This is a genomic window from Acinetobacter sp. YH01022 (assembly GCF_013420235.1).
GTDB lineage: Bacteria > Pseudomonadota > Gammaproteobacteria > Pseudomonadales > Moraxellaceae > Acinetobacter.
In genome coordinates, this window is record NZ_VOYP01000025.1 from 20,700 (window position 1) to 45,440 (window position 24,741).

25 protein-coding genes and 2 pseudogenes are annotated in these 24,741 nt (G+C 43.0%); 16 read left to right on the forward strand and 11 right to left on the reverse strand.

Annotation, left to right across the window (positions count from 1 at the left end):
* Positions 1-36: 36 nt before the first annotated feature.
* A complete protein-coding gene (queE, locus tag FTT87_RS10285) occupies positions 37-747 on the reverse strand; it encodes a 7-carboxy-7-deazaguanine synthase QueE (protein WP_180082239.1) in 711 nt (236 codons plus the stop codon).
* A gap of 130 nt (positions 748-877) precedes the next feature.
* Positions 878-1,699: a 2,3,4,5-tetrahydropyridine-2,6-dicarboxylate N-succinyltransferase gene (gene dapD / locus FTT87_RS10290; protein WP_180082238.1), complete on the reverse strand. Its 822-nt coding sequence runs from the start codon at positions 1,697-1,699 to the stop codon at positions 878-880.
* A gap of 302 nt (positions 1,700-2,001) precedes the next feature.
* Here dapD and carO point away from each other — a divergent pair, with 302 nt between their 5' ends.
* On the forward strand, positions 2,002-2,754 hold the full coding sequence (carO, locus tag FTT87_RS10295; protein WP_180082237.1) for an ornithine uptake porin CarO: 753 nt from the start codon (positions 2,002-2,004) through the stop codon (positions 2,752-2,754).
* A 772-nt stretch (positions 2,755-3,526) separates the two neighbouring features.
* Here the strand turns inward: carO and FTT87_RS10300 are convergent.
* The 7 genes from FTT87_RS10300 to FTT87_RS10330 all read right to left on the reverse strand — a co-directional run bounded on the left by FTT87_RS10300 (position 3,527) and on the right by FTT87_RS10330 (position 10,215).
* Positions 3,527-4,450 carry a CysB family HTH-type transcriptional regulator gene (locus FTT87_RS10300; protein ID WP_086196157.1) on the reverse strand — a complete coding sequence of 308 codons (924 nt, stop codon included), beginning with the start codon at positions 4,448-4,450 and terminating at the stop codon, positions 3,527-3,529.
* A 53-nt stretch (positions 4,451-4,503) separates the two neighbouring features.
* The gene (locus tag FTT87_RS10305; RefSeq protein ID WP_180082236.1) at positions 4,504-5,565 is read right to left on the reverse strand and encodes a sulfate/molybdate ABC transporter ATP-binding protein; all 1,062 of its coding nucleotides are present in this window, start codon (positions 5,563-5,565) and stop codon (positions 4,504-4,506) included.
* An 11-nt stretch (positions 5,566-5,576) separates the two neighbouring features.
* Positions 5,577-6,470, reverse strand: coding sequence for a sulfate ABC transporter permease subunit CysW (gene cysW / locus FTT87_RS10310; protein WP_086196155.1), 894 nt, complete (start codon positions 6,468-6,470; stop codon positions 5,577-5,579).
* A complete protein-coding gene (gene cysT / locus FTT87_RS10315) occupies positions 6,467-7,300 on the reverse strand; it encodes a sulfate ABC transporter permease subunit CysT (RefSeq protein WP_180082235.1) in 834 nt (277 codons plus the stop codon). The genes cysW and cysT overlap by 4 nt, the downstream gene beginning before the upstream one ends.
* Positions 7,301-7,385: 85 nt before the next feature.
* Positions 7,386-7,991 carry an alpha/beta hydrolase gene (locus FTT87_RS10320; protein WP_180082234.1) on the reverse strand — a complete coding sequence of 202 codons (606 nt, stop codon included), beginning with the start codon at positions 7,989-7,991 and terminating at the stop codon, positions 7,386-7,388.
* Positions 7,992-8,018: 27 nt separating this feature from the next.
* Positions 8,019-9,032 (reverse strand): sulfate ABC transporter substrate-binding protein, encoded by a 1,014-nt coding sequence (locus FTT87_RS10325; RefSeq protein ID WP_180082233.1) that lies wholly within the window; start codon positions 9,030-9,032, stop codon positions 8,019-8,021.
* A 178-nt stretch (positions 9,033-9,210) separates the two neighbouring features.
* Positions 9,211-10,215, reverse strand: coding sequence for a sulfate ABC transporter substrate-binding protein (locus FTT87_RS10330; protein WP_180082232.1), 1,005 nt, complete (start codon positions 10,213-10,215; stop codon positions 9,211-9,213).
* A gap of 160 nt (positions 10,216-10,375) precedes the next feature.
* Between FTT87_RS10330 and pabC the strand changes: the two genes are divergently transcribed.
* The 4 genes and pseudogenes from pabC to FTT87_RS10350 all read left to right on the forward strand — a co-directional run bounded on the left by pabC (position 10,376) and on the right by FTT87_RS10350 (position 13,341).
* Positions 10,376-11,188: an aminodeoxychorismate lyase gene (gene pabC, locus FTT87_RS10335; protein ID WP_180082231.1), complete on the forward strand. Its 813-nt coding sequence runs from the start codon at positions 10,376-10,378 to the stop codon at positions 11,186-11,188.
* Position 11,189: 1 nt separating this feature from the next.
* The gene (mltG, locus tag FTT87_RS10340) at positions 11,190-12,236 is read left to right on the forward strand and encodes an endolytic transglycosylase MltG (RefSeq protein WP_180082230.1); all 1,047 of its coding nucleotides are present in this window, start codon (positions 11,190-11,192) and stop codon (positions 12,234-12,236) included.
* Positions 12,237-12,245: 9 nt separating this feature from the next.
* Entirely contained in the window at positions 12,246-12,851 is a 606-nt protein-coding gene (gene tmk / locus FTT87_RS10345; protein WP_180082229.1) for a dTMP kinase, read from the forward strand.
* A gap of 75 nt (positions 12,852-12,926) precedes the next feature.
* A pseudogene (locus FTT87_RS10350) lies at positions 12,927-13,341 on the forward strand (PaaI family thioesterase).
* A gap of 67 nt (positions 13,342-13,408) precedes the next feature.
* Here the strand turns inward: FTT87_RS10350 and nadB are convergent.
* Positions 13,409-15,052, reverse strand: coding sequence for an L-aspartate oxidase (nadB, locus tag FTT87_RS10355; RefSeq protein WP_166167177.1), 1,644 nt, complete (start codon positions 15,050-15,052; stop codon positions 13,409-13,411).
* A 226-nt stretch (positions 15,053-15,278) separates the two neighbouring features.
* On the opposite strand from nadB, the gene FTT87_RS10360 reads away from it, so the two are divergent.
* The 11 genes from FTT87_RS10360 to FTT87_RS10410 all read left to right on the forward strand — a co-directional run bounded on the left by FTT87_RS10360 (position 15,279) and on the right by FTT87_RS10410 (position 24,556).
* Positions 15,279-16,661 (forward strand): Do family serine endopeptidase, encoded by a 1,383-nt coding sequence (locus tag FTT87_RS10360; protein WP_180042265.1) that lies wholly within the window; start codon positions 15,279-15,281, stop codon positions 16,659-16,661.
* 137 nt (positions 16,662-16,798) lie between these two features.
* A complete protein-coding gene (locus FTT87_RS10365; RefSeq protein ID WP_180042267.1) occupies positions 16,799-17,260 on the forward strand; it encodes a thioesterase family protein in 462 nt (153 codons plus the stop codon).
* 173 nt (positions 17,261-17,433) lie between these two features.
* Positions 17,434-19,251: a translation elongation factor 4 gene (lepA, locus tag FTT87_RS10370; RefSeq protein ID WP_086196143.1), complete on the forward strand. Its 1,818-nt coding sequence runs from the start codon at positions 17,434-17,436 to the stop codon at positions 19,249-19,251.
* Positions 19,252-19,271: 20 nt separating this feature from the next.
* Complete coding sequence (gene lepB / locus FTT87_RS10375) at positions 19,272-20,099, forward strand: signal peptidase I (protein WP_180042269.1); 828 nt, start codon at positions 19,272-19,274, stop codon at positions 20,097-20,099.
* 22 nt (positions 20,100-20,121) lie between these two features.
* The gene (locus tag FTT87_RS10380; RefSeq protein ID WP_166167165.1) at positions 20,122-20,496 is read left to right on the forward strand and encodes a DUF4845 domain-containing protein; all 375 of its coding nucleotides are present in this window, start codon (positions 20,122-20,124) and stop codon (positions 20,494-20,496) included.
* Positions 20,468-21,166, forward strand: coding sequence for a ribonuclease III (gene rnc / locus FTT87_RS10385; protein WP_086196140.1), 699 nt, complete (start codon positions 20,468-20,470; stop codon positions 21,164-21,166). Before FTT87_RS10380 ends, rnc begins: the two co-directional genes overlap by 29 nt.
* Entirely contained in the window at positions 21,166-22,194 is a 1,029-nt protein-coding gene (gene era / locus FTT87_RS10390; protein ID WP_180042271.1) for a GTPase Era, read from the forward strand. The genes rnc and era overlap by 1 nt, the downstream gene beginning before the upstream one ends.
* A 30-nt stretch (positions 22,195-22,224) precedes the next feature.
* The gene (locus tag FTT87_RS10395) at positions 22,225-22,416 is read left to right on the forward strand and encodes an NF038104 family lipoprotein (protein ID WP_166167159.1); all 192 of its coding nucleotides are present in this window, start codon (positions 22,225-22,227) and stop codon (positions 22,414-22,416) included.
* 12 nt (positions 22,417-22,428) lie between these two features.
* The gene (gene recO, locus FTT87_RS10400; RefSeq protein ID WP_180082527.1) at positions 22,429-23,133 is read left to right on the forward strand and encodes a DNA repair protein RecO; all 705 of its coding nucleotides are present in this window, start codon (positions 22,429-22,431) and stop codon (positions 23,131-23,133) included.
* Positions 23,134-23,158: 25 nt separating this feature from the next.
* Positions 23,159-23,884, forward strand: a complete 726-nt coding sequence (gene pdxJ / locus FTT87_RS10405) for a pyridoxine 5'-phosphate synthase (RefSeq protein ID WP_180082529.1) — start codon at positions 23,159-23,161, stop codon at positions 23,882-23,884.
* Between the two features lie 18 nt (positions 23,885-23,902).
* Positions 23,903-24,556, forward strand: coding sequence for a tRNA-(ms[2]io[6]A)-hydroxylase (locus FTT87_RS10410; RefSeq protein WP_180082531.1), 654 nt, complete (start codon positions 23,903-23,905; stop codon positions 24,554-24,556).
* A gap of 81 nt (positions 24,557-24,637) precedes the next feature.
* Here FTT87_RS10410 and FTT87_RS10415 read toward each other — a convergent pair.
* Positions 24,638-24,741, reverse strand: a pseudogene (locus tag FTT87_RS10415) (IS5/IS1182 family transposase); the annotation flags it as partial.

A 24,741-nucleotide genomic window follows, 5' to 3' on the forward strand; every position in this document is an offset into this window, starting at 1 on the left:
AAAGTCTCCAAAAAAATAAGTAACAACAAAAATGGATTAACGACCGGTTTCATCATTCCAGAGCAGTTTATGTAACTGTAGCTGGAAACGGACAGGGAGATGGTCATCTAAAATCCATTGAGCTAAATCACGTGCAAGTTGAGGTAATTTCACCGCACCTTTTTCTATGGCAAAAGCAGGAGAGAACCAGACGTTACTGACTTTATCGGCAAGCTGGAATTGTTCAACCTGCTGTTTTGACCATTCATAGTCTTCACGGTTACAAATTACAAACTTGATCTGATCGTGTGGGGTTAAAGAATCAAGATTACTAAGCAAATTTCGTGCAACTTCTCCAGAAGTTGGCGTTTTTAAATCCAGTACTTTGGAAACTCGCGGATCAACCTTGGATACATCCAAAGCTCCACTGGTCTCGAGCGACACTTCACAGCCTAAGTCAGCTAAACGCTGCATCAGGGGCAGGGCGTTAGGCTGTGCCAATGGTTCACCACCGGTCACACAAATATAGGGTGTTTTAAAATCGAGTGCAGTTTGAATAATGTCGTCTAAGGACTGGCGTTCGCCACCTTCAAAGGAATAAGTAGTATCACAATAAGTACAACGTAACGGGCAACCGGTTAAACGGATAAATACGGTCGGTAATCCTGCAGCGTTGGCTTCACCTTGTAATGAATAGAAAATCTCCGTAATACGTAACCCCGCAGACGGATCGGTAACAGGAATAGCGGAAGATCGAAGAGTACTCATAACAACATAATCCAGCTCAGGATAAATAACACAGTATAAAAATAAAAATCCCTACGGCTATTGCTAACCGTAGAGACGAGGAGCGGCTGAAGCTCCGAGGAACAATCAATGTTCCGCAAAAGACTACATCTTAGTCTTCGCGCAATAAATCGTTCAGGCTAGTTTTGGCACGGGTTTTCGCATCTACTTTTTTCACGATTACAGCTGCGTACAGGCTGTATTTACCGCATTTAGATGGCAGGCTACCAGAAACAACTACCGAACCTGCAGGTACACGGCCGTAATGGATCTCGCCAGTTTCACGGTCATAAATTTTGGTGGATTGACCAATGAATACGCCCATTGAAATCACAGAACCTTCTTCTACAATCACGCCTTCCACGATTTCAGAACGTGCACCAATAAAGCAGTTGTCTTCAATAATGGTTGGGTTGGCCTGAAGCGGTTCAAGTACACCACCAATACCTACACCACCAGACAAGTGAACATTTTTACCAATTTGTGCACATGAACCAACAGTTGCCCATGTATCCACCATGGTACCTTCATCCACATAAGCACCAATGTTCACATAAGAAGGCATCAAGACCACGTTTTTCGCCTGGAATGAACCTTTACGAGCAACAGCAGGAGGTACTACACGTACACCAGCAGCTTTAAACTGTTCTTCAGTCCAGTCAGAGAATTTAGTATCGACTTTGTCATAGAAACGAAGATCACAAGCTTCCATTGGTTTGTTGTCGTTTAATTTAAATGATAACAATACCGCTTTCTTAATCCATTGATGAACAACCCATTCACCGTCGATTTTTTCAGCAACACGTAAAGTACCATTGTCCAGGCCAGCAATGACTTCCTCAACTGCTTGACGGATTTCAGCAGAGCAATCGGCTGCTGTGAAATTCGCACGGTCTTCAAACGCTTGTTCAATGATTGTTGAAAGCTGAGACATGATCTTCCTTCCAGAAAAAAATTTTTAAGATTTTACACTATATTGAGATATAAATAGATGAAAAAGTGGCTTTGGATCGGAATTAATTATGAAAGATGGGCAAAATGGGAGCGAAAATCGGCTACACAGATAAATAAACAAAAAAATGATTTAATAATCAAAAACAAATAGAAAATGTATCAAAAAATAACAAAAACTAAGCAAATTTCGAATAAAAGTTGAGCAATTAATATTTTATAGTTCTAACTATTAGATAGAAAAGCACTAATGACGAAATAGAAACCTTTTTGAGGAGATCTACAATGAAAACTTTAGCTACGCTTTTAGCAGTATCGGTATTGACCTCTGTCGCCGGAACAGTCATGGCAGCTGATGATGCAGTCGTTCAAGATGGTTATGCATTTGAACGTAACCAGCTTATTCCAACTAGTGTCCGTGCTGAAGTAGGTACAACCGGTTATGGTGGTGCATTACTGTGGACTGCAAACCCATATGTCGGTTTGGCATTGGGTTATAATGGCGGCGATATCTCTTGGTCTGATGATATCTCGGTCAATGGTTCAGACTATGACATTGATATGGAGAATAAAAATACCTATTTGAATGCTGAAATTCGTCCTTGGGGTGCAAGTGAAAATAGATGGGTGCAAGGTCTATATATGGCCGCTGGTGTAGCCTATTTAGATAATGAGTATGAACTTGATCGCCGTGTAGGTGCGGGAGAAGGTTTTACCATTAACCATACAGACTTTGTAGCGGGTGCAGATGGCGCTCATATTAAAGGGACCATGGATTACAAAAATGACATTGCTCCATATTTAGGCTTAGGATGGGCGCCTAAGATTAATAAAAATTGGGGCGTATTTGGTGAAGTCGGTGCTTACTATGCCGATAATCCAGATGTTAACTTACAGTTAGTCAGTGGTGGTGCGGCTGATAACCCAACACGCGGTTCACTGGTTGACAATATTGCAGCTGATGAAACTAAAATTGCGACTGATGACAAACACAAATGGCTTCCTGTAGGTAAAATCGGTGTAAGTTATCATTGGTAATAAAATAGTAGTCTTTAAAAAAACGAGCTTCGGCTCGTTTTTTTATTTTTAGACAATGCAGCTATTTTTGCTAGAAGCGGTAACGGAGCTTAAGGCCATAAGCAACAGCCTTGTTATGGTTTACTGAAGATAACATACCAAACAGACTGCATGAACCCTATTGATTTTGCTTAACTTTGGCTTTGTTGAGTCTTTATACCCGCGACAATAAATACATTAGAGTACATAGGATAAAAACTACCGATACCCAAACTATAAAGCATAGCTGACATCTGTGGCAAAAGCTTGATCGTAGATGAGCCCAAAAGACCAGTGAGTGTGAGTTTGCAATTTAAATGCAACATTTGAAATATAAAAAGAATGGGCAAAATTTGGGGTAGAAATTTAAGTAAATGTTGAGGGGGGTATTCTGGTTTGGCTGAAGTGTTTTACCTGAAATATTGGCATCTACAATGGCCGTTGAGAACTCGGCTTAATAATCCGGCTGTAAAAAAGAGGTAATGGATTGGTTAGAGCTTTCCAGTGCTGCAGTATGTAGAGGTCGCTAGTCATGAAAACACCAATACTGAGACCAAATGCCTTAGCTTATATAGATATCCCCATTCAATTTTTTCTTTTGTGATTTTATATAGAATGAGCAAGTATTATGTGAGGTTTTTATGTTTAAGTGATTGAAAAATTAAATTATTTTTATAAATCTAGTTTTGCAACGACAGATGAATTTAAAAAGGGATATTTTTTATATCCCTTATTTAAAAAAATCATGAAATGCTTATTCTTCTGGATAAGCTACTTTTTTCAGGGCCTTAATGTCGGCTTCTGGCGAGCAGAGTGAAATAAACTCATAACCATAACCGCGCAGCAAATGACCTTTGCGCACTGCAATCCAGGTAGTATTTACCCCAAAGATATCGGTTGGAATCTGTTTGAGTCGATAGTCACGTTCAGCATCATAAGCGACATTGTTGACAATACCGACGCCCATATTCAATTCAACATAGGTTTTGATGACATCTGCATCCAGTGCTGACATCACAATATCAACATCAATACCTGCCTCTTCAAAGGCTTTGTCAATTTTAGAACGACCTGTGAAACCGCCATGGTAGGTGATAATCGGATATTGCGCCAAGTCTTCCAGCGTAATGTCTGTCTTGTTGGCAAGTGCATGGTTTTGCGGGGTAATAATACTGTGCTGCCAATTATAATAAGGTACGCTGGCCAGGTTCTCCTCAGTAGTTAGCGACTCGGTTGCAATACCAATATCTGCTTCACCTTGCAGCAACATTTCGGTAATTTCAACCGGGCTGGCCTGTTGCAGAATCAAATGAACTTTTGGAAATTCTTTTTTAAACTGGTTCACAATCGGCGGCAAGACATAACGCGCCTGGGTATGCGTGGTTGCAATGGTCAACGTACCTTCATCGACGCGGTTAAAATCATCTGCCAGACGTTTAATATTGTCTGCATCAACCAGCATACGTTCCACAATCCCGAGTAAAGACTGGCCAGGTTCGGTCAAGCCCAGCAAACGTTTACCTTTACGGATAAACAGCTGTACGCCCAGTTCATCTTCTAAATCTTTAATATGCTTACTGACGCCAGATTGTGACGTATAAAGTGCTGCCGAAGCTTCAGTTAAATTAAAGTTTTGTCTAACAGTTTCTCGAATAATTCTTAATTGTTGGAAATTCATAATGCTGTTTACCCTAAAGAGGATGGGGCTGTTTTTGCCCCATCTATTTGTTATTAAGCGACGTCATTGGCAAACAGGTGCAATCCCGTTGGACTTAACCACACTGTTTGATTTGGTTTAAATTGATGTAACTTCGCTTCTTCAGAATTAAGCGAAATTTCAATTAAATTGCCCTGACGATCTTGAAGTTCAGCAATAACCTTGCCGGCAATCCAGATTTCACGCAGGAAAGTGGCCTGAATGGCATTTTCTTGCGGTGTTGCATGAATGCGTAATTCATTTGGACGGGCAAAGGCAATCACGTTGCCTTGCGGAGCATCTTTCACCTGCGGTAGTTGCAGACGGTCGTCACCAATCTGGATAATGCCTTGCTGGTTTTGACCTTCGAAACGGTTGGCCTGACCCAGGAAGTCGAATACAAACGGTGTTGCCGGTGTTTCATAAACTTCACGAGGTGAACCAATTTGCTCGACATTGCCTTTGTTCATCACCACGATTTGATCGGCTACTTCCAGAGCTTCTTCCTGATCATGAGTCACGAAAATTGAGGTGATATGCAATTCATCATGCAAAGTACGTAACCAGCGACGCAGCTCTTTACGCACTTTGGCATCGAGTGCGCCAAAAGGTTCATCCAGCAATAATACACGAGGTTCAACCGCCAAAGCACGTGCCAGGGCAATACGTTGACGTTGTCCGCCCGAGAGTTGTGCAGGATAACGGTCGGCCAAAAAGCCCAGCTGAACCAGATCAAGCAAACGGGTCACACGTTTTTTAATTTCAGCTTCTGATGGTCGGGTAGAACGAGGGCGCACACGTAAACCAAAGGCAATGTTGTCAAATACCGTCATATGACGGAACAAGGCATAATGCTGGAATACAAAGCCGACTTCACGTTCACGTACATGCACATTGGTTGCATCTTCGCCCTCAAGAATCACCTGACCGCCATCTGCCGATTCCAGCCCTGCGATAATACGCAGCAGGGTGGTTTTACCGCAGCCAGATGGGCCGAGTAATGCCACCAGCTGACCATCGGGAAAGTCGAGCGAGATATTTTTAAGTGCATGGAATGCACCAAAGTGTTTTTCAATATTTTTAACTTGAATACTCATGATGTCATTCCTTAAGAAACTGTTGAATCTTCATTACGTTTGTTTTGTTTTTCCTGGCGCACTTCTACCCATGTTTTCAAGATCAGGGTCACAATTGCCAGTAAAGCCAGAAGCGATGACACTGCAAATGCCGCACTAAAGGTATATTCGTTGTAAAGGATTTCAACATGTAGCGGCAGGGTATTGGTTTCACCACGAATGTGACCCGACACCACCGATACTGCACCGAATTCACCCATGGCACGGGCATTACACAGAATCACGCCGTAAATCAGACCCCATTTAATGTTGGGTAAGGTCACTTTCCAGAAAGTTTGCCAGCCTGAAGCACCCAGTACAATTGCCGCTTCTTCTTCCTCGGTCCCTTGCGCTTCCATCAGGGGAATCAGTTCGCGCGCCACAAAAGGCACAGTAATAAATACGGTTGCCAGTACAATGGCAGGAACGGCATACAAAATTTTAATGTCATTGTCCATCAGCCAGCCGCCAAGCCAGCCTTGAGTACCGAAAATCAGCACCAGCATCATGCCTGCGATAACTGGAGAAACCGAGAAAGGTAGATCAATAATGGTGGTGAGAATGGATTTGCCACGGAAATTAAACTTCGCCACCGACCATGCGGCTGCTACGCCAAACACCACGTTTAATGGCACGGCAATTACAGCGGTCAATAAGGTCAGTTTCACCGCAGACAAGGTGTCTGGATGCACCAGTGCCTGAAAATAAACACCAACCCCCTGTTTAAATGCTTCAACAAAGACCAGAATTAAAGGCAGAATCAAGCAGCTTAAAAAGAAAATCAGCGCAATCGTAAGCAGTAAATAACGAACCCAGACCGGTTCACGCGTCGCATCGCGGGACTGTAATTTCTCAGCCAAAGCATTGCTGTTGGTGATTAAACTCATCGTGCTGTTCTCCCGGTACGTTTGCTTGCCCATGCTTGGAGCAAGTTAATCAGGAATAAAATCGCGAATGACAGGACCAGCATTACCACAGCAATGGTGGTTGCACCGGCATAGTCATATTCTTCCAGACGGGAAATAATCATCAATGGCGCGATTTCAGTTTCAAATGGCTGGTTACCTGCAATAAAGATCACGGAACCATATTCACCTACACCGCGTGCAAATGCCAATGCAAAACCAGTCAGTAGTGCTGGAAACAGAATGGGTAGGATAATTTTGCTGATAATCTGAAAACGGTTCGCACCCAATGCCGATGCTGCTTCTTCAAGTTCGGTTTCAAGATCACTCAGTACAGGCTGTACGGTACGTACCACAAAAGGAATACCAATAAAGATCAGTGCCAGAGTAATCCCGATCGGGGTATAGGCTACTTTAATTCCGATTGGTTCCAAATACTGACCGATCCAGCCTGTAGGTGCATATAATGAGGTTAGGGCAATACCCGCCACCGCTGTAGGCAGGGCAAAGGGTAAATCGACCAAAGCATCAATAATGCGTTTACCGGGAAAACTGTAACGCACCAGGCACCATGCCAGTAACAAGCCAAACACCACGTTGACTAAGGCTGCAATTAGGGCAGCGCTAAAACTTAACTGCAAAGATTTTAAGATACGTTCTGAACTTAAAATTTCCCATAAACCGTCCCAGCCTATACCTAGCGATTTGATAAACACCGCAGATAATGGAATAAGCACGATTAATGATAGATACGCTAGGGTAAAGCCTAGAGAAAGACCAAATCCTGGCAGCACTCGGGATCGCTGCGACATGATGATTCCTTAAAAAGAGCGACTACTGACCAATAAAGTCAGCGAAAATAAAAGTTTAATTCGGCACAAGCATAATTTGCAGGGTTTAAATTGCAAATTTGAAAAAGCACTTGCTATCATCAGTAAAATTGATATGTTGCAGCACATTTTCTGAAATTAAATAATCATAAATTTCAGGAAAAGGCCCAAAACCGGAAGCAACATTAATATGTCCAACCTGACCCAGATTAACCGGATTAAGTTCCCACGCCTTTGCAAGTTGCTGGGCATCTTCAAAATTTAACCAGGGATCGTTTTCACTGATCAGTAAAGTCGTTGGCACGGCAATTTTCAGCTGATGAAAATAGCATTGGTAATCTTGCTGGCTATCACGTGAAAAACCGGCTTCGCCAAAACGGGCAGGATTGGCAGGTGCAACCAGAATCAAATTTTTAATTTTTTGATTGAGTTCCGGGTGCTGGGCTAAAGCTGCCACAGTAGTTAAACAACCAAAACTATGCGCGACAATCTGGATGCTGCCCTGAATAGGCGTCACGGTCTTTACAAACTCGGCAATCCAGTTTTGTAACACAGGGGTGTTCCAGTCCTGTTGTTGCACACGGGAGCATGACATGAGTTGTCGTTGTAGCCACGACTGCCAGTGTGCGTGTTCACTGCCACCTACGCCTGGAACAATTACGGTATGAATCATGTCGATGCTCCTGTTTATCGAATGCGATTATTTTGCACTATTGGCTTTAACAATTTGGTCAAATACACCGCCATTTTCAAAGTGCGCTTTTTGAACTTTGCTCCAGCCGCCAAATTCCTGATCGATGCTGACCAGTTTTAAGGGCTTGAATACCTTGCTGTATTGCGCCAGTGTTTTTGCGTTGCGTGGACGGTAAAAGTTTTCAGCCGCAAGTTGCTGGCCGCGTGGCGAGTAAAGGAAATTTAGGTAACCTTGAGCCAGGTATTTATTGCCTTTTTTCTCTGCATTTTTATCTACAATCGCCACGGGTGGCTCAGCCAAAATAGACAGAGATGGCGTGATAATTTCAAATTTTCCTGGCTGTTCACGAAGGGCTAAGTGAGCCTCGTTTTCCCAGGCCAACAGCACATCACCAATGCCACGTTCTGCAAATGTTGTGGTTGAACCGCGTGCGCCAGAATCGAGAACCTTGGTGTTTTTATAAATTTTACGCACAAATTCTTGGGCAGTTTTGTCATTGCCACCCGCCTGGTGTTTTGCCCAGGCCCATGCCGCTAAATAGTTCCAGCGTGCACCGCCAGAGGTTTTAGGATTTGGTGTAATAATGCCTACCCCCGGCTTAACCAGATCACCCCAGTCCTTAATGTGTTTTGGGTTGCCTTTACGTACTAAAAATACGATGGTAGAGGTATATGGCGTTGAGTTATGTGGCAGCTTCTTTTGCCAGTCTGCAGGTAACTGTCTGGTTTTTTCCGCAATTACATCAATGTCGGCAGAAAGTGCCAAAGTCACCACATCGGCATCCAGCCCATCAATGACCGCACGTGCCTGTTTGCCAGAACCACCGTGTGACTGCTTGAAGTTAATTTTTTGTCCGGTACGGCTTTCCCAGTATTTGCTAAAATTTTTGTTCACGTCTTCATAAAGTTCGCGTGTTGGGTCATAAGAGACATTGAGAAAATCTTTCGCTGCAGCACCTAAAGAAATGGTAGATATAACTGCTGCTAAAACTCCAAGTTTCAATTTTGCCGAAATGCTCATGCGAACCTCAATATTCTTAATGTGTTTCATTACAGGGGTACAGAATAGCTATATTCTTTATGCATAAAAAATAATAAAAAATGAATTTTATATGAATAAAAAAGATAAATAGGGCTGGATTCATAAAATAAGCACCAGCCTTATGAATAAAACTGATGCTTTGTTTGCTTGACTGAGATTATTTGGTGCTATTGGCTTTTACGATCTGGTCAAATACGCCGCCATTTTCAAAATGTGCTTTTTGAACTTTGCTCCAGCCGCCAAATTCTTTATTAATGGTGACCAGTTTCAAGGGTTTGAATACGGATTTATGTTTTGCCAGTATTGCTGCATTGCGCGGACGGTAGAAGTTATTGGCAGCAATGGTTTGACCTGCAGGTGAATATAAATAGTTGAGATAAGCTTTGGCTAAATTCAGGTTGCCGTCTTTCTGTGCATTCTTCTCTACAATCGCCACAGGGGGTTCAGCCAAAATAGACAAAGACGGTGTGATAATTTCGAACTTGCCCGGTTGTTCACGAATCGCTAAATGAGCTTCATTTTCCCAGGCCAGCAATACATCTCCAATGCCACGTTCAGCAAATGTCGTGGTTGCACCGCGTGCACCAGAGTCGAGGACCTTGGTGTTTTTATAGATTTGACGTACGAACTCCTGTGCTTTGGCATCGTTACCGCCTGGCTGATGTTTCGCCCAAGCCCATGCTGCCAGATAGTTCCAGCGGGCGCCACCAGAGGTTTTAGGGTTTGGGGTAATAATGCCGACATTATTTTTGACTAGATCGCCCCAGTCTTTAATGCCTTTCGGGTTGCCTTTATGTACCAAAAAAACGATGGTAGAGGTATAGGGGGTAGAGTTATTCGGGAATTTTTTCTGCCAGTCTTTTGGAAGCAAATTTGAGTTTGCTGCAATCGCATCGATATCTGCTGCAAGTGCCAACGTCACCACATCGGCACCCAGACCATCAATCACGGCACGTGCCTGTTTGCCAGAACCGCCGTGTGACTGTTTAAAATTAATATCTTGGCCTGTGGTTTTCTTCCAGTATACAGCAAACTCTTTATTGTAGTTTTCATACAATTCACGCGTTGGATCATAGGAAACGTTTAAAAAGTCTTTTGCCAGTGCAGTAAAAGACGTTGCTGAAATAAGAGCTGCTAAAACCCCGATTTTTAGTGAGCGCATTTTGCTATCCTTTGAATTATTAATGTTTTGTAACGGAGCCAAGCATAGCGTCATCTTTTTTGTTGAAAAAATAATAAGAAACGAATTTGATATGAATAAAAAAGCTATCAATTAAGCGCCACTATTTTTAAACTAGGTCATCATTTGCAGGATGTTTGTTATGCCATGTTTTAAGAATGCACGGGAAATAAATGAAGTGTCATTACAGGACCGTGCTTTTCATTACGGAGATGGCTGTTTCACCACGGCATGTGTTCGGCATGGCAAAATTGAACTTGAAAGCCTGCATCGGGCACGGCTACAGTTAAGTTGTGAACGGCTGATGTTGCAGGCAGATTTAAGCTGCATTGAAAAAACTTTGGCTGTATTGCAGCAGCAGTTTCTTGAACTAAATGGCACATTAAAAATCATCATCAGTCGCGGTGAGGGACAACGCGGCTATAGCCTGCCTGAGCATCCGGCAGATGTCTGGGTGTTTTTTTATCCCCAAGCAGTCGATGATTTTCAGATAGAGAAAATTAAATCTGGGGTGTTACAGCAAGCCTTGGGCTTGAGCATGCCGGCTTTGGTGGGATTAAAAAGCCTGAACCGTCTGGAACAGGTCTTATTAAAACATGAAGCCGATCAACATGGCTGGGCTGAAGCTTTAGTGACCGATGTACAAGGCAGTGTTGTTGAAGGCGTAAGCAGTAATTGTTTCATTCGTTTAAACAATATCTGGATTACACCAGAACTTCGCTATAATGGCGTGCATGGGGTGATGCGGGCCGAAATTTTGTCCCGAATGCAGCAGCATGGTATTCACTGTGAACAGCGGTTTATTGAAATGGAAGACATTGCAAAATTTGAAAGCCTGTTTTTTTGTAATGCCTTAAGTCCCATGAAAGCTGTGACTGAACTTAACCGGCAACCGTTGAATATTCAGCCGTGTATTGAACTCTTTAATATCCTTCAATTGAATCAGATTCATTAATATGTCTAGCAAAAAGCAAAAATCGAAAAATAAAACTGCATCAGGATTTCCTTTAAAAGGCATCCTTATTTTAATTGCAGGTCTGACGGTATTATTTGCAGTTATCTTGGGTGCCAGCTTGTTCAAGTCCTATCCGGTGCAAGGTGAAAAGCAAATGCTGGCGATTGGAGAGGGTGACAGTTATTCAGGCTTTATTGACCGTCTAGCTCAGCAAGATAAAGTCAGTTTTCCTATTATCCTGAAGCTTTATCAAAAAATCATGATTCATGACAGCATGAAAGCTGGCGTTTATGAAATTCGTCAAGGCATGTCGGTACGTGAAGTGCTGGAACTGGTCTCGAATGCTGAAAATGCACAGATGAACCGCATTCTGGTGATTGAAGGTACGACCTTTAAACAGTTAATTGAACTTCTAAAGAAAGATGATTTAGTCACTAAAGAAGTGTTGAATCTTCCGCAAGATCAAATGCTAAAAGCCTTAGGTATTCCATTTAACCATCCCGAAGGGCTGTTTGCACCAGATACCTATTTCTTTGCCAAGGGTGAAACTGATAAAAAGATTTTGACTGATTTATATAAACGCCAAATGAAGGCTTTGGATACTGCATGGGCCAATCGTGCCAGTGGTTTACCTTATAAGGATAAATATGAAGCGCTGATTATGGCTTCTATTGTGGAAAAAGAAACCAGTCTGGATCATGAGTTAAATCAGGTATCGGGGGTGTTTATCCGTCGTCTGCAACAGGGGATGCGTCTGCAAACCGATCCAACTGTGATTTATGGTATGGGCGACCGTTATAATGGCAATATCACGCGTAACGATTTGCGTACACCTACACCATATAATACCTATACCAACAATGGCTTACCACCAACGCCGATTGCATTGCCAAGTCAAAAAGCGATTGAAGCTGCCATGCACCCGGACAATTCCAGAAATATCTATTTTGTCGCCACGGGTAATGGTGGGCATAAATTTAGCGCAACTTTGGATGAGCATAATCGTGCTGTGCAAGAATATCTAACTGTCATTCGTTCAAAAAATTAAGGAGTGGGGATGTTTATTAGTTTTGAAGGCACTGAAGGTGTCGGGAAAACCACACTCATTGGTAAAATTTATGATTATCTGCAACAGCAAGGTCATGAAGTGGTACTGACGCGTGAGCCGGGTGGCACACCAATGGCAGAACAAATCCGTTCCCTGCTGTTGTCAGTCAACCATGAAGAAAGCATGTCGAATGACACAGAACTGCTTTTAATGTATGCGGCACGTGCACAGCATTTACAGCAGGTGATTGTTCCGGCATTGAAGGCAGGTAAGACCGTACTGTGTGACCGTTTTACTGATGCCAGTTTTGCCTATCAATGTGCAGGCCGCGGCCTAAGTAAAGAAAAATTACAGTTATTGAATGCCAACTTTGTCTCGCATATGCCGAACGTTACTTTTTGGCTGGATGCCCCGACTGAGTTGGGAATGTCACGTGCGCGTGCACGGGGTGCATTAGATCGCTTTGAGCAGGAGAAAGCCACATTCTTTGAGAAAGTACGTTCAGGCTATCAGGAGCTTTGGCAACAGCAGGGGGAACGGATTAAACGTCTGGATGCCACCCAAACACCAGAACAGGTATTCACTCAGGCACTCGCGTGTTTGCAATCGGTGTAGTCATCCCCAGCAATTGGGTTTAAATGAAAAATCTTCTATAGTGGCTAACATTATGGAAGATTTTTTTTATAAACAATGAAAAGTAATAAAGTCGAAATTATTGAATTTTTGCAATGTGAATTTCCGCAAAGCCTGGAAAAATGCGAAATAGAAACAGTCACTGAAAAAGGAGCCACCATCTTATATCATGAATACTGCTGATTTAAGACCGGGTGGAACGGTATCAGGGCCGACCATGATGACCGCTGCTGATTATGCACTGTATATTGCCATACTGGGTGAAATCGGTATTGTGGCCTTGGCTGTCACGACCAGTTTATCCATCAATTTTTTAAGAAAACCGACGGCAGCACAGGATATTCGTGCGGTCTGTCAATTAATGAAAGTGGGCAAGGCTCTCATTGTGGGTGATGTATGGTTATATTCCATCAAGTTAGATGAGCCGATTGCACATGCAGTGGGGACTTATTCCATCCCACCCCGGCAATAAACAGATATCATGCCAATTGAAAAAGCCGAACAAAGATGTCCGGCTTTTTTATTTAGTCTACACGGGTTTAAGCATCTACATTGACCAACGGAGTTTCCACCTGGAAGTTGGGTGGAGTCAGTACCGTTTTACGCAATTCAGGCCCAAGCTCCGGATAATCCAGAGTGTAATGCAAACCGCGTGATTCCTTGCGTGCCATGGCACAGCGCACAATCATCTCTGAAACCAGTACCAGGTTACGCAGTTCAATCAGGTTTTTGCTGACATGGTAATCCTGATAATATTCAGTGATTTCACGCTTCAACATTTCGATACGATGTAAGGCACGTTGCAGACGTTTAGTGGTCCGGACAATCCCGACATAGTTCCACATGGTCTGACGCAGTTCATCCCAGTTTTGCAGAATAACGACATTTTCATCCGGATTCATCACTTGGGAATCATCCCAGCTTGGTGCATCAGGAGAAACATAATCTGGATTGAACAGGCTTTCTATATGTTTGGCTGCACTCATGCCGTAGACAAAACATTCTAAAAGTGAGTTACTCGCCATCCGGTTAGCACCGTGTAAGCCAGTATAAGAGGTTTCACCAATAGCGTATAAACCTTGAAGGTCGGTCTGGCTGTTTTCATCGACCACCACACCGCCACAGGTATAGTGCGCCGCAGGAACCACAGGAATCATGTCTTTGGTAATGTCGATGCCAAGTTCTAGTAAACGGGCATACAGGGTAGGGAAATGTTCTTTCACAAACTCGGCTGGTTTATGCGTGATATCCAGCCAGACATGACGGATACCCAAACGTTTAATTTCATAGTCAATCGCACGTGCCACAATATCACGCGGTGCCAGTTCAGCGCGTTCGTCAAAACGCAGCATAAAACGTTCACCATCAGGCAAGCGTAAATAAGCCCCTTCACCACGCATGGCTTCGGTAATTAAAAAGGAGCGTGCTTGCGGATGATACAGGCAGGTTGGATGGAACTGGTTAAACTCCATATTGGCAACCCGGCAACCGGCACGGTAAGCCATGGCGATACCATCACCGGTCGCAATATCCGGATTGGAGGTATACAGATAGGCTTTCATTGCCCCACCACATGCCAAAGCGGTAGAGGGTGCCAAGAATGTATGGACTTTTTCAGTCTTTTCATCGAGCGCGTATAAACCCAACGCACGATTTTCTTGATCTTTCAGGCCGAGTTTTTTTGAAGTAATTAAATCAATGGCAATATAATTTTCAAAAATAGTGATGTTTTGCTTTTCACGGGCACGTTGCACCAAAGTGGTTGAAATGGCGCGACCTGTCGCATCTGCAGCATGGATGATACGGCGTTGGGAGTGACCACCTTCACGGGTTAAATGCAATTGTTCCTGTTCATCTAAGGTAAATTGCACGCCATGTTTTAGCAGAAAGTCGACCGAAGGTTTGCCGCCTTCTACAGTCTGCTTGACCGCTTCACGCTCACATAAATGTGCACCTGCAATCATGGTGTCATCAATATGCTGTTCAATTGAGTCAGTTTCATCTAAAACCGCCGCGACACCGCCTTGTGCATAAAAAGTACTGGCTTCGGTGAGTGCCGATTTGGCCAAAACAGCAATATTGAAATGATCTGGTAATGATAAAGCCAGGCTTAAACCTGCACCACCACTGCCTACAATGATCACGTCAAAATGATGTGTTGTATTTAAATTAGACATGTTCATCAGCTAATTTGAAAAAAGTTTGCTAATAACACCCCTTTTTTCATCAAAAAACAAGAGCTAATATGCTAATGTATGATGAGAAAAAGTAATAAAGCAACAAACTTTTAAGAAAGATTTAAGCTGTTGTTTATACAAATATAATCAAACATATTATTACCCAAGACAGACATGTTTTATGCTAAATACTGTTTACGCATACTTATAATGAATGGAGTGAATGCTTTATATGAACAATCGCTATATAAAAAAAGGAATGTATGCTGCTGTATTCACCATGGCAGCGATGCAAACACAAGCAGCTTCTTCGGTAGACTTTTCCAATCTGGTTGAACAGGTCAGCCCTGCTGTAGTGAGTGTCAGTGTCGTTAAAAAAATGACTCAGGAAGAGCTGATTCAACAGCAAATTCCTGAAATTTTGAAACGCTTTTTTGGCAATCAGGTGATTGTTCCACAGCAACAGGCTCAGCAAGAGAAAACCGCTTACGGCAGTGCATTTTTTATCAGTAAGGATGGTTATCTGTTAACCAATCATCATGTGGTTGAAGATGCATCTAAAGTGACCATTATGTTTAATGACCGCCGTGAGATTGATGCCACCATAGTTGGAAGTGATGCGCGTACCGATGTGGCGCTACTGAAAGTCAATGGTTCCAATTTCCCTGAACTGCGTACAGGCAATGTAGACCGGCTGAAAGTCGGTGAGCCGGTACTGGCTATTGGTTCACCTTTCGGTTTTGACTATTCTGCATCTGCCGGTATTGTCAGTGCGAAAATGCGTAACATGATGGGCGAAACCTCGGTGCCCTTTATTCAAACCGATGTGGCGTTGAATCCGGGTAACTCAGGCGGTCCCTTGTTTAACCAGAATGGTGAAGTGGTTGGGGTAAACTCGCGTATCTTCAGCGGTACTGGCGGATATATGGGCCTGTCATTTTCCATTCCGATCGATGTGGCGATGGATGTGGCAGAGCAGCTGAAAAAGAATGGCAAGGTCACCCGTTCATATTTGGGAGTGATGTTGCAAGACATCGACCGTAACCTTGCTGAATCTTATAACCTGTCCAAGCCTGAAGGTTCATTGGTGACCCAGGTCGCTCCCAATTCCCCGGCAGCCAGAGCTGGCTTTAAGGCGGGTGATGTGATCCTGAAATATAATGGCTTGCCTATTTCCAGAACCTCTGATTTGCTCAACTACTTAAACCGGACTTCACCAAATCAAAACATTCAATTGCAAGTTTTGCGGGATGATAAGACTCGTAATATCTCGGCAACATTGATGACTGCACCGGACGACACACCGGCACCGGTGGAACAGGCAGCACAAAATAAAGGTCCTGTTTTGGGGGTGACGATTCGTAATTTGACTGCCAGTGAACAATCCCAACTGAATCTTAAAGGCGGTATTCTGATTCAAGAAGTCAAACGGGGAGGGATCGCATCACAATCCCGTATCGCTGTAGGTGATATCATTACTCAAATCAATAATAAAACCATTTTGAATAGTAATGACTTTATTAAGACAGTATCCGAACTGAAAAAAGGTTCAATTGCACGTGTTTCTATTATTCGTCAAGATCAGCGCGCAATTTTAGGCATGCGTATTGAATAGCATGAATCCATCGAACAGAAAACCACTCTACAGCTGAGTGGTTTTTTATATTTTGCAATTTTACTGCGATACAAAATTACGTAGACTGTGTAGCCTTGAAGGTCATTTTTTGCATAGTGTAAGGGTCGGTAAAATAGATGAGCACAGTTTTTGATTTGGAAATCACCGTTCAAGCAAAAGATATTGACAGTCTGGGACATGTAAATAACGTAGTGTATATGCACTGGATGCAGGATGTCGCTACTGCACATATTGAGGCCCTGGGTTTGGGGCTGAATGAATACATGGAACTGAAGCATGCCATGGTTGCGGTAGAGCACCATGTGCAATACCGTAAAGCGGCATTTGAAGGCGAAAAGATTATCTTGCGTACCTGGCTGGATGATATCAATGCCTTGTATTCTTTCCGGCAATATGTGTTTTATCGTCCCCAAGACCAAAGCGTTTTATTTATGGGGAATACCAAATGGGCCTGTGTGGAAATTGCCACAGGTCGGCCAAAACGCATGTCTCCCACTTTTAGCCAAGCCTACCAGCCGATATCGGAACAGGTGAATCCGCTGGATTTTAGTCAGTATGATGCGATGGCTTCAAATTGAGTACATGACTACAATCCGGTTTTATTTTGAAAATAACTGTCAAAGCGAAAAACGAACTCATTATTTAGGATACATTGAAAAATCCATCTGCTATAATCCTACGCAATTTCTATTCAGCTTTTGCCATGCATTAACTATTGGTTGCATGGCGTGTTTTTTTCTCAAGGTAGCCCATGGCGCAAGCTAAAAAATCTGTTGATATTAAAAACATTCGTAACTTCTCGATTATTGCGCATATCGATCATGGTAAATCGACACTGGCAGATCGCTTTATTCAAACCTGTGGAGGTTTGCAAGATCGCGAAATGCAGGCTCAGGTTCTGGATTCTATGGAATTGGAACGTGAGCGCGGTATTACCATTAAAGCGGCATCAGTGACGTTGTATTATACTCATCCGAACGGTCAAGAATACCAATTAAACTTTATTGACACTCCAGGACACGTGGACTTTTCATACGAAGTATCACGTTCGCTTGCAGCATGTGAAGGTGCGCTTCTGGTTGTTGATGCTGCGCAAGGGGTTGAAGCCCAGTCTGTAGCAAACTGCTATACCGCGATTGAACAGGGACTCGAAGTTTTACCAGTACTCAACAAGATTGACTTGCCGCAAGCTGAACCTGAGCGTGTGATCCAAGAAATTGAAGACATCATCGGGATTGAAGCAACTGATGCACCGACCTGTTCAGCGAAAACAGGTCTTGGCATTGAAGGCGTACTTGAAACGCTGGTGAATGTTATTCCTGCACCTACAGGTGATCGTGAAGCACCGCTACAAGCCTTGATTATTGACTCATGGTTTGATAACTACCTCGGCGTAGTGTCTTTGGTGCGTATCAAACAGGGGCGTGTGCGTAAGGGCGATAAAATGTTGATTAAATCAACTGGCCAATCGCACATCATTACCTCGGTCGGTATCTTCAATCCTAAACATACTGAAACAGGCATGCTTGAAGCGGGTGAAGTTGGCTTTATCATTGCAGGGATTAAAGATATTTTTGGTGCGCCTGTCGGTGATACCATTACCCTTGCGACTACTCCTGATGTTGCAACTTTACCTGGTTTCAAAAAGGTTAAACCGCAGGTGTATGCGGGTTTATTCCCGATTGATTCAAGCGATTTTGAACCGTTCCGTGAAGCACTTCATAAACTGCAAATCAATGACTCGGCATTATTCTTTGAACCTGAAAGTTCAGATGCCTTAGGTTTTGGTTTCCGCTGTGGCTTCCTTGGTATGTTGCACATGGAAATCGTACAGGAGCGTCTAGAGCGTGAGTACGATCTTGACCTCATTTCTTCTGCGCCAACCGTAATTTACGAAGCCGTGATGAAGAATGGTGAAACGATCTATATCGACAGTCCATCAAAAATGCCAGATGGTTCAACGGTAGAAGATTTGCGTGAACCTATTGCAGAATGTCATATCCTTGTACCACAAGAATACTTGGGTAACGTGATGACCTTGTGCGTGGAACGCCGTGGTGTACAAAAAGACATGAAGTTCATGGCGAACCAGGTTTCAATTACCTTTGAAATTCCAATGGCCGAAGTGGTCATGGATTTCTTTGATAAATTGAAATCATGTTCGCGCGGTTTTGCCTCACTCGATTACAACTTTATCCGTTTTGAAAGCTCATCGCTGGTGAAGGTTGACGTCCTTATTAATGGCGATAAAGTTGATGCCTTGGCCATGATCTGTCACCGTCAGGATGCACGTCACCGTGGTATCGCCCTGGTTGAAAAAATGAAAGACCTGATTCCGCGTCAAATGTTTGATGTGGCGATTCAGGCTGCCATCGGTGCGCAAATTATTGCCCGTTCAACTGTAAAAGCGATGCGTAAGAACGTATTGGCGAAATGTTATGGTGGTGACGTATCACGTAAGAAAAAACTTCTTTCTAAACAGAAAGAAGGTAAGAAGCGTATGAAGCAGGTGGGTAGTGTTGAAATCCCGCAAGAAGCGTTCCTTGCTGTGTTGAAAGTAGAAAGATAATAATAGAGGTCATATAGCTCATGGATTTTGATTTTAATTTAATTCTCGTTCCCGTCACGCTGATTTTTTTCTTGGTGTGGCTACTGGATAAGTTTGTTTTCAAACAAAGACAAACCTTAGGTAAGGGGAATGAAAATTTCATTATCACATGGGCATATGACTTCTGGCCAGTCCTGGCAGTGGTTCTGGTGCTGCGTTCATTCCTGTATGAGCCGTTTAACATTCCGTCCGATTCTATGGTTCCGACCTTGGAAACGGGGGATTATATTCTGGTCAATAAGTTTAACTATGGTGTGCGTCTACCGATTGTCAATACCAAAGTCATTGACGTTGGTGAACCGGAACGTGGCGATGTGATTGTGTTCCGTTATCCGCCACAACCGACCATCAGTTATATCAAACGTGTAGTAGGTTTGCCGGGAGATCATATTGTTTATGATCATGGACAACTGATTATCAATGGACAAAAAGTGGCGAAAGTTCCAGTGGAATTTAGCCGAGAAAAAGATATTCTCGATACACCAACTTCAATTTACCATCAAGAAACATTAGGCAAGCATACCTTTAAAATGCGTGAGCTTGAAGGTGTAAATGTGGCCCGTCAGGCCCCCTTTATCAACTATGTTGAAAATGGTAAATATTCATCTGAAAATGGTTTATATTGGGAAGTGAAAGTACCTGAAGGTCATTACTTCGCGATGGGGGATAATCGTGATCAGAGTGCTGACAGCCGTTTTTGGGGCTTCGTTCCGGAACAGAATCTAACAGGTCGTGCATTTTATATCTGGATGCATAAAGAACCTGGATTTAAATTACCGTCGTTTAAGCGCAACGGTGCAATTGATTGAGCATGATTGGAAAAAATAACAAATGCGTAAAAATCAACAAGGGGCATCTTATATTGCAGTTTTAATTGCAATCATTGGCTTTGCTTTCTTAGCAAAAATTGCCATCGCTGTTTGGGCACCGTACTGGGATGATCGGGTTGTAGATAGCCAGATTACAGAGTTGCTGCAAAGTAGCCCGGCCGATACCGATCCTTCAAAGTTTGCAAGTCAGATGAGTCAACGTTTAGAGATGAACAATGTTCGCGATCTTAAATTTGATGAAATCGCTCAGGTGACCAATATTGATGGACTGCAAGTGAAAAAAGAGTATGAGATAAGAAAGCCGTTCTTACTCAATATAGATTTAGTGTTAAAGTTCGAGAAAAGTTTTGATCAAAGGTCAGTCCAAACTAAGTGATATGCGCTTAGTCAACCGTATCGGTTATCAGTTTAAACAACCTGAATTATTGCAGCTTGCACTGACCCACCGATCGGTTAGTCATAAAACTAACTATGAACGTCTGGAGTTTTTAGGCGATTCATTGTTGGGGATGATCATTGCCCATTATTTGTATCAAGCCTATCCGCATGAAAATGAAGGGCGTTTAACGCGTATGCGTGCCACACTGGTTCGTCAGGAAGCATTAGGCAAAATTGCAAACGATTTGAAACTCGGTTCGTGTTTAATTCTCAGCACGGGTGAGTTGAAATCGGGTGGACATCATCGCGAATCTATTCTTGCTGATACTGTGGAAGCGATTATTGGTGCAATTTATGTTGATTGTCACGATTTAAATGTCTTGCAAGACATCGTGCTAAAATGGTACACGCCATATTTAGACCATATAGAACCTACAGACCAGCTGAAAGATCCTAAATCACGCTTACAGGAATATTTACAGGCACGTAAAAAACCTCTCCCTGTTTATGACGTTGTAGATATTCAAGGCGATGCTCCGAATCAGCATTTCAAGGTGGAATGTACGATTGAAGGCTTGCCTGTATTGTGTGGTGAGGGTTCAAGTCGTCGCTTTGCTGAACAGGCAGTTGCGGCAGATATCTTAAAACAATTGGAGCAAAAGTCTTAATGACTACTCATTCCGATCACATCGATGCTGATCACGAACCGCAAGACGGCGGTAACGATTTAATTAATCAATTCTTCAGTTTACAAGGAACGACGATTCCTTCGGACTTTAAAAGTGGCTTTGTTGCGATTGTAGGACGCCCGAATGTGGGTAAATCTACCTTGATGAACCATTTGCTGGGTCAAAAGCTTTCAATCACTTCACGTAAACCACAAACTACGCGCCACAAGATTGTGGGGATTGATACCCGAGAAAAATCTCAGGCAGTCTTTGTGGATACGCCGGGGATGCATAAAAAAGAAGTACGTGCCATCAATAAAATGATGAACCGTGCCGCTCATTCTGCACTTCGTGATGTCAATCTGGTGCTGTTTGTGGTTGACGCGCAAAAGTGGACGCAAAACGATGAACTGGTGCTGGAAAAACTGCAAAATGCAGAAATGCCGGTGATTCTGGTCATCAACAAGCTGGATACTTTTGAAAACAAGAATCAGGCCTTACCCTTGATTCAGGAACGTGCAAAGTTAATGAATTTTGCCGAAATCGTACCGGTATCGGCTTTACGTGGTGCCAATCTGGAACATTTGCGTAATACCATCGAAAAGTATTTGCCATTCCAGCCGCCACTCTATTCACTGGATCAAATCACCGACCGTTCAGAACGCTTCCTTGCTTCGGAAGTGATTCGTGAAAAAATCATGCGTCAGTTAGGTGAAGAGCTGCCGTATGATTTGACCGTGCAAATTGAATCTTTCAAGACTGAAGAAGCGACCATTAATGCGAAAACAGGTCGTCCAAAAGCGGCGTGTACCTATATTGATGCCACCATTTTTGTTGACCGTCCTGGTCAAAAGGCCATCGTAATTGGTGAAAAAGGTTCTAAGCTGAAAAAAATTGGTATGGATGCGCGTGCTGATATGGAAAAAATGTTCGAACAGAAAATCATGCTGACCCTTTGGGTGAAAGTTAAAGGTGGCTGGTCTGATGATGAGCGTGCATTAAAAAGCTTGGGTTATAGTGATATCTAAAATCTAGGTTTTACTTTGAAAGGAGCTGTAATGATGAAAGTACTGACTGTTGTGGCATGTGTATTGTTCCTGCAAGGCTGTATTTACAAGATTGTTACGGTTCCTGTCAAAGTGGCTTATAAAACCACTAAAGGCGTGGTTAAAGGTACGGCAGCTGTGGTGGGTGCCGTCATTCCAGATGGGGATGATGAAGAATCTGATTCTGAAAAGAAAAAGGATTAGACTTAAGCCTGTATGCGCAATGAAACCTTGCATGGTTATTTAATCCATCATCGTAAATACCGTGAGCGCAGCCATATTGTGTATCTGTTTACTCAGGAGCATGGTCGCGTGGATGGAATATTAAGACAAACGCCGCCGCCACAATATCAACCGATTTGCCTGCAAGCTTCGGGTAAATCTGAGCTGAAAAATTTTACCAAACTAGAAATTGTCAATCAGCCGATTTTCTTTTTTGGCGATGCCTTCTTTTCCGGTTTCTATCTGAATGAAATTATCCTGCGCTTGTGCCCGGTTGAAGTGGAAATGCCACAAACCTTTGTGCAATATCATCAGACCTTGCAGCAATTGCAACAATTGGCACAGCAGGAGTATCCTGATCTTTTTTTAAGACAAATCTTACGTCAGTTCGAGCATGCACTTTTAGAAGAACTGGGCTATGCACTTGATTTTACAGTGGATGCACAGCAACATAAAATTCAGGAATCACAATCTTATCTGTTTCAGCTCAATGATGGTTTTATTCCTACAGTACAACAATCACGTTCGACTTTATCTGGACAGCAGATTCTTTCGATGCGTGATTATGAAAAGGGTAGGGATTTTAATCCTGAACAGTTACAATTGTTGACTAAGCTGTATCGGCAGATCATCACTGCACTTTTGGGCGACCGACCGCTGAAAAGCCGTCAATTGTGGATTCAAAACACTCAATCTTAATTTTAAACATAGTTAGGTAATTGTTATGGCTGCATTACTTGGTGTAAATATTGACCATGTGGCGACTTTGCGACAGGCGCGTGGAACCACTTATCCAGATCCGGTAAATGCTGCTTTAATTTGCGAACAGGCCGGTGCAGAGGGTATCACCCTGCATTTACGTGAAGACCGTCGCCATATTCAGGATAATGATGTACGTCGTATGCGTCCTGTGCTGAAAACGCATATGAATCTGGAAATGGCTGTGACGGCTGAAATGGTGGAATTTGCCAAGGAAATCAAGCCTCATCATGTGTGCTTCGTTCCAGAAAAGCGTCAGGAAGTGACCACTGAAGGCGGTCTTGATGTGGTGGGTCATTTTGAAGATGTTAAAGCAGCGACTCAGGCCTTGTCTGCTATTGGCTGTGAAGTGTCTTTATTTATTGATGCTGACTTTGCCCAAATTGATGCAGCTGTCGCTTGCGGTGCACCTACCATCGAGTTACACACAGGTGCTTATGCCGATGCTGAAACTGCAGAAGCTCAGCAGTATGAACTTGAGCGTATTGTTAAAGGTGCGGAATATGCTGCATCTAAAGGTTTAATTGTGAACGCCGGGCATGGTTTGAACCTGAAAAATGTCACCCCAATTGCTGCAATTCCACAAATTCATGAGCTCAATATTGGTCATTCCATTATTGCCGATGCAGTATTTGTCGGTTTGGCCCAAGCTGTTCAACAAATGAAAGCTGTGATTAAAGCAGCACGTTAAGATTTAAGTTTAAAAGTTATGTCGACAACCCATTATGATGATCTCATGAAACCTGTGATTGGTTTCCTGGGATGTGAAACGCCAAAAGCGTGGCTAGATGAAGCTGTGAATAACCTAGAGTTGCTCATGCAGGATCATGCCAATTGTGAAAAAAAAGCCGCTGGCACAGCCATGAACCTGATGTTCCGCTACAGCTTTTTTACCGATTTGCAGGTCAAGCTGGCACAACTGGTACGTGAAGAAATGCTGCATTATGAGCAGGTGTTGGAATTTATGTCCAAACGCGGGCAGGAGTGGAAAGCAGTGAGTGCAGGTCGTTATGCAGGCATGTTGCGTAAGGAAATCCGTACTTATGAACCTGAAGCTTTAATCGATGTGCTGATTATCGGTGCTTTTGTGGAAGCACGTTCCTGTGAGCGTTTTTATGCACTTGCGCCACTGGTTGATGAAGAGTTAGGACGCTATTATCGCTACCTGCTTAAATCTGAATCACGCCATTATGAAGATTATCTGGCACTGGCCTTAGATGTTGCCAAAACATCTAAAATGAAAGATCCGGAAGAAGACATTCAGGGGCGCATCGAGCATATTCGTGAAGTAGAAAAGAATTTAATCTTCTCCGAAGATGATATTTTCCGTTTTCATAGTGGTGTGCCGCGTCAAGCTGTTTAAATACTTTTGATCTAACAAATCCTCTATTCAAATAGAGGATTTTTTATATCTTATGATTTATTAGATCTCTTGCGAAAGTCATTATTGAAAATTTATCCGGTTTACCAGTGCAGCGATTAAGTTAATGCGTAAACCGAATCTTTTCCGTCTATTTCGATAGCGTTCACTTAATATTCTAAATGTTT

Coding starts and splice junctions, on each gene's coding strand:
- queE (WP_180082239.1), bottom strand. CDS start 747: ATGAGTACTCTTCGATCTTCCGCTATTCCTGTTACCGATCCGTCTGCG.
- dapD (WP_180082238.1), bottom strand. CDS start 1,699: ATGTCTCAGCTTTCAACAATCATTGAACAAGCGTTTGAAGACCGTGCG.
- carO (WP_180082237.1), top strand. CDS start 2,002: ATGAAAACTTTAGCTACGCTTTTAGCAGTATCGGTATTGACCTCTGTC.
- FTT87_RS10300 (WP_086196157.1), bottom strand. CDS start 4,450: ATGAATTTCCAACAATTAAGAATTATTCGAGAAACTGTTAGACAAAAC.
- FTT87_RS10305 (WP_180082236.1), bottom strand. CDS start 5,565: ATGAGTATTCAAGTTAAAAATATTGAAAAACACTTTGGTGCATTCCAT.
- cysW (WP_086196155.1), bottom strand. CDS start 6,470: ATGAGTTTAATCACCAACAGCAATGCTTTGGCTGAGAAATTACAGTCC.
- cysT (WP_180082235.1), bottom strand. CDS start 7,300: ATGTCGCAGCGATCCCGAGTGCTGCCAGGATTTGGTCTTTCTCTAGGC.
- FTT87_RS10320 (WP_180082234.1), bottom strand. CDS start 7,991: ATGATTCATACCGTAATTGTTCCAGGCGTAGGTGGCAGTGAACACGCA.
- FTT87_RS10325 (WP_180082233.1), bottom strand. CDS start 9,032: ATGAGCATTTCGGCAAAATTGAAACTTGGAGTTTTAGCAGCAGTTATA.
- FTT87_RS10330 (WP_180082232.1), bottom strand. CDS start 10,215: ATGCGCTCACTAAAAATCGGGGTTTTAGCAGCTCTTATTTCAGCAACG.
- pabC (WP_180082231.1), top strand. CDS start 10,376: ATGCCATGTTTTAAGAATGCACGGGAAATAAATGAAGTGTCATTACAG.
- mltG (WP_180082230.1), top strand. CDS start 11,190: ATGTCTAGCAAAAAGCAAAAATCGAAAAATAAAACTGCATCAGGATTT.
- tmk (WP_180082229.1), top strand. CDS start 12,246: ATGTTTATTAGTTTTGAAGGCACTGAAGGTGTCGGGAAAACCACACTC.
- nadB (WP_166167177.1), bottom strand. CDS start 15,052: ATGAACATGTCTAATTTAAATACAACACATCATTTTGACGTGATCATT.
- FTT87_RS10360 (WP_180042265.1), top strand. CDS start 15,279: ATGAACAATCGCTATATAAAAAAAGGAATGTATGCTGCTGTATTCACC.
- FTT87_RS10365 (WP_180042267.1), top strand. CDS start 16,799: ATGAGCACAGTTTTTGATTTGGAAATCACCGTTCAAGCAAAAGATATT.
- lepA (WP_086196143.1), top strand. CDS start 17,434: ATGGCGCAAGCTAAAAAATCTGTTGATATTAAAAACATTCGTAACTTC.
- lepB (WP_180042269.1), top strand. CDS start 19,272: ATGGATTTTGATTTTAATTTAATTCTCGTTCCCGTCACGCTGATTTTT.
- FTT87_RS10380 (WP_166167165.1), top strand. CDS start 20,122: ATGCGTAAAAATCAACAAGGGGCATCTTATATTGCAGTTTTAATTGCA.
- era (WP_180042271.1), top strand. CDS start 21,166: ATGACTACTCATTCCGATCACATCGATGCTGATCACGAACCGCAAGAC.
- FTT87_RS10395 (WP_166167159.1), top strand. CDS start 22,225: ATGATGAAAGTACTGACTGTTGTGGCATGTGTATTGTTCCTGCAAGGC.
- recO (WP_180082527.1), top strand. CDS start 22,429: ATGCGCAATGAAACCTTGCATGGTTATTTAATCCATCATCGTAAATAC.
- pdxJ (WP_180082529.1), top strand. CDS start 23,159: ATGGCTGCATTACTTGGTGTAAATATTGACCATGTGGCGACTTTGCGA.
- FTT87_RS10410 (WP_180082531.1), top strand. CDS start 23,903: ATGTCGACAACCCATTATGATGATCTCATGAAACCTGTGATTGGTTTC.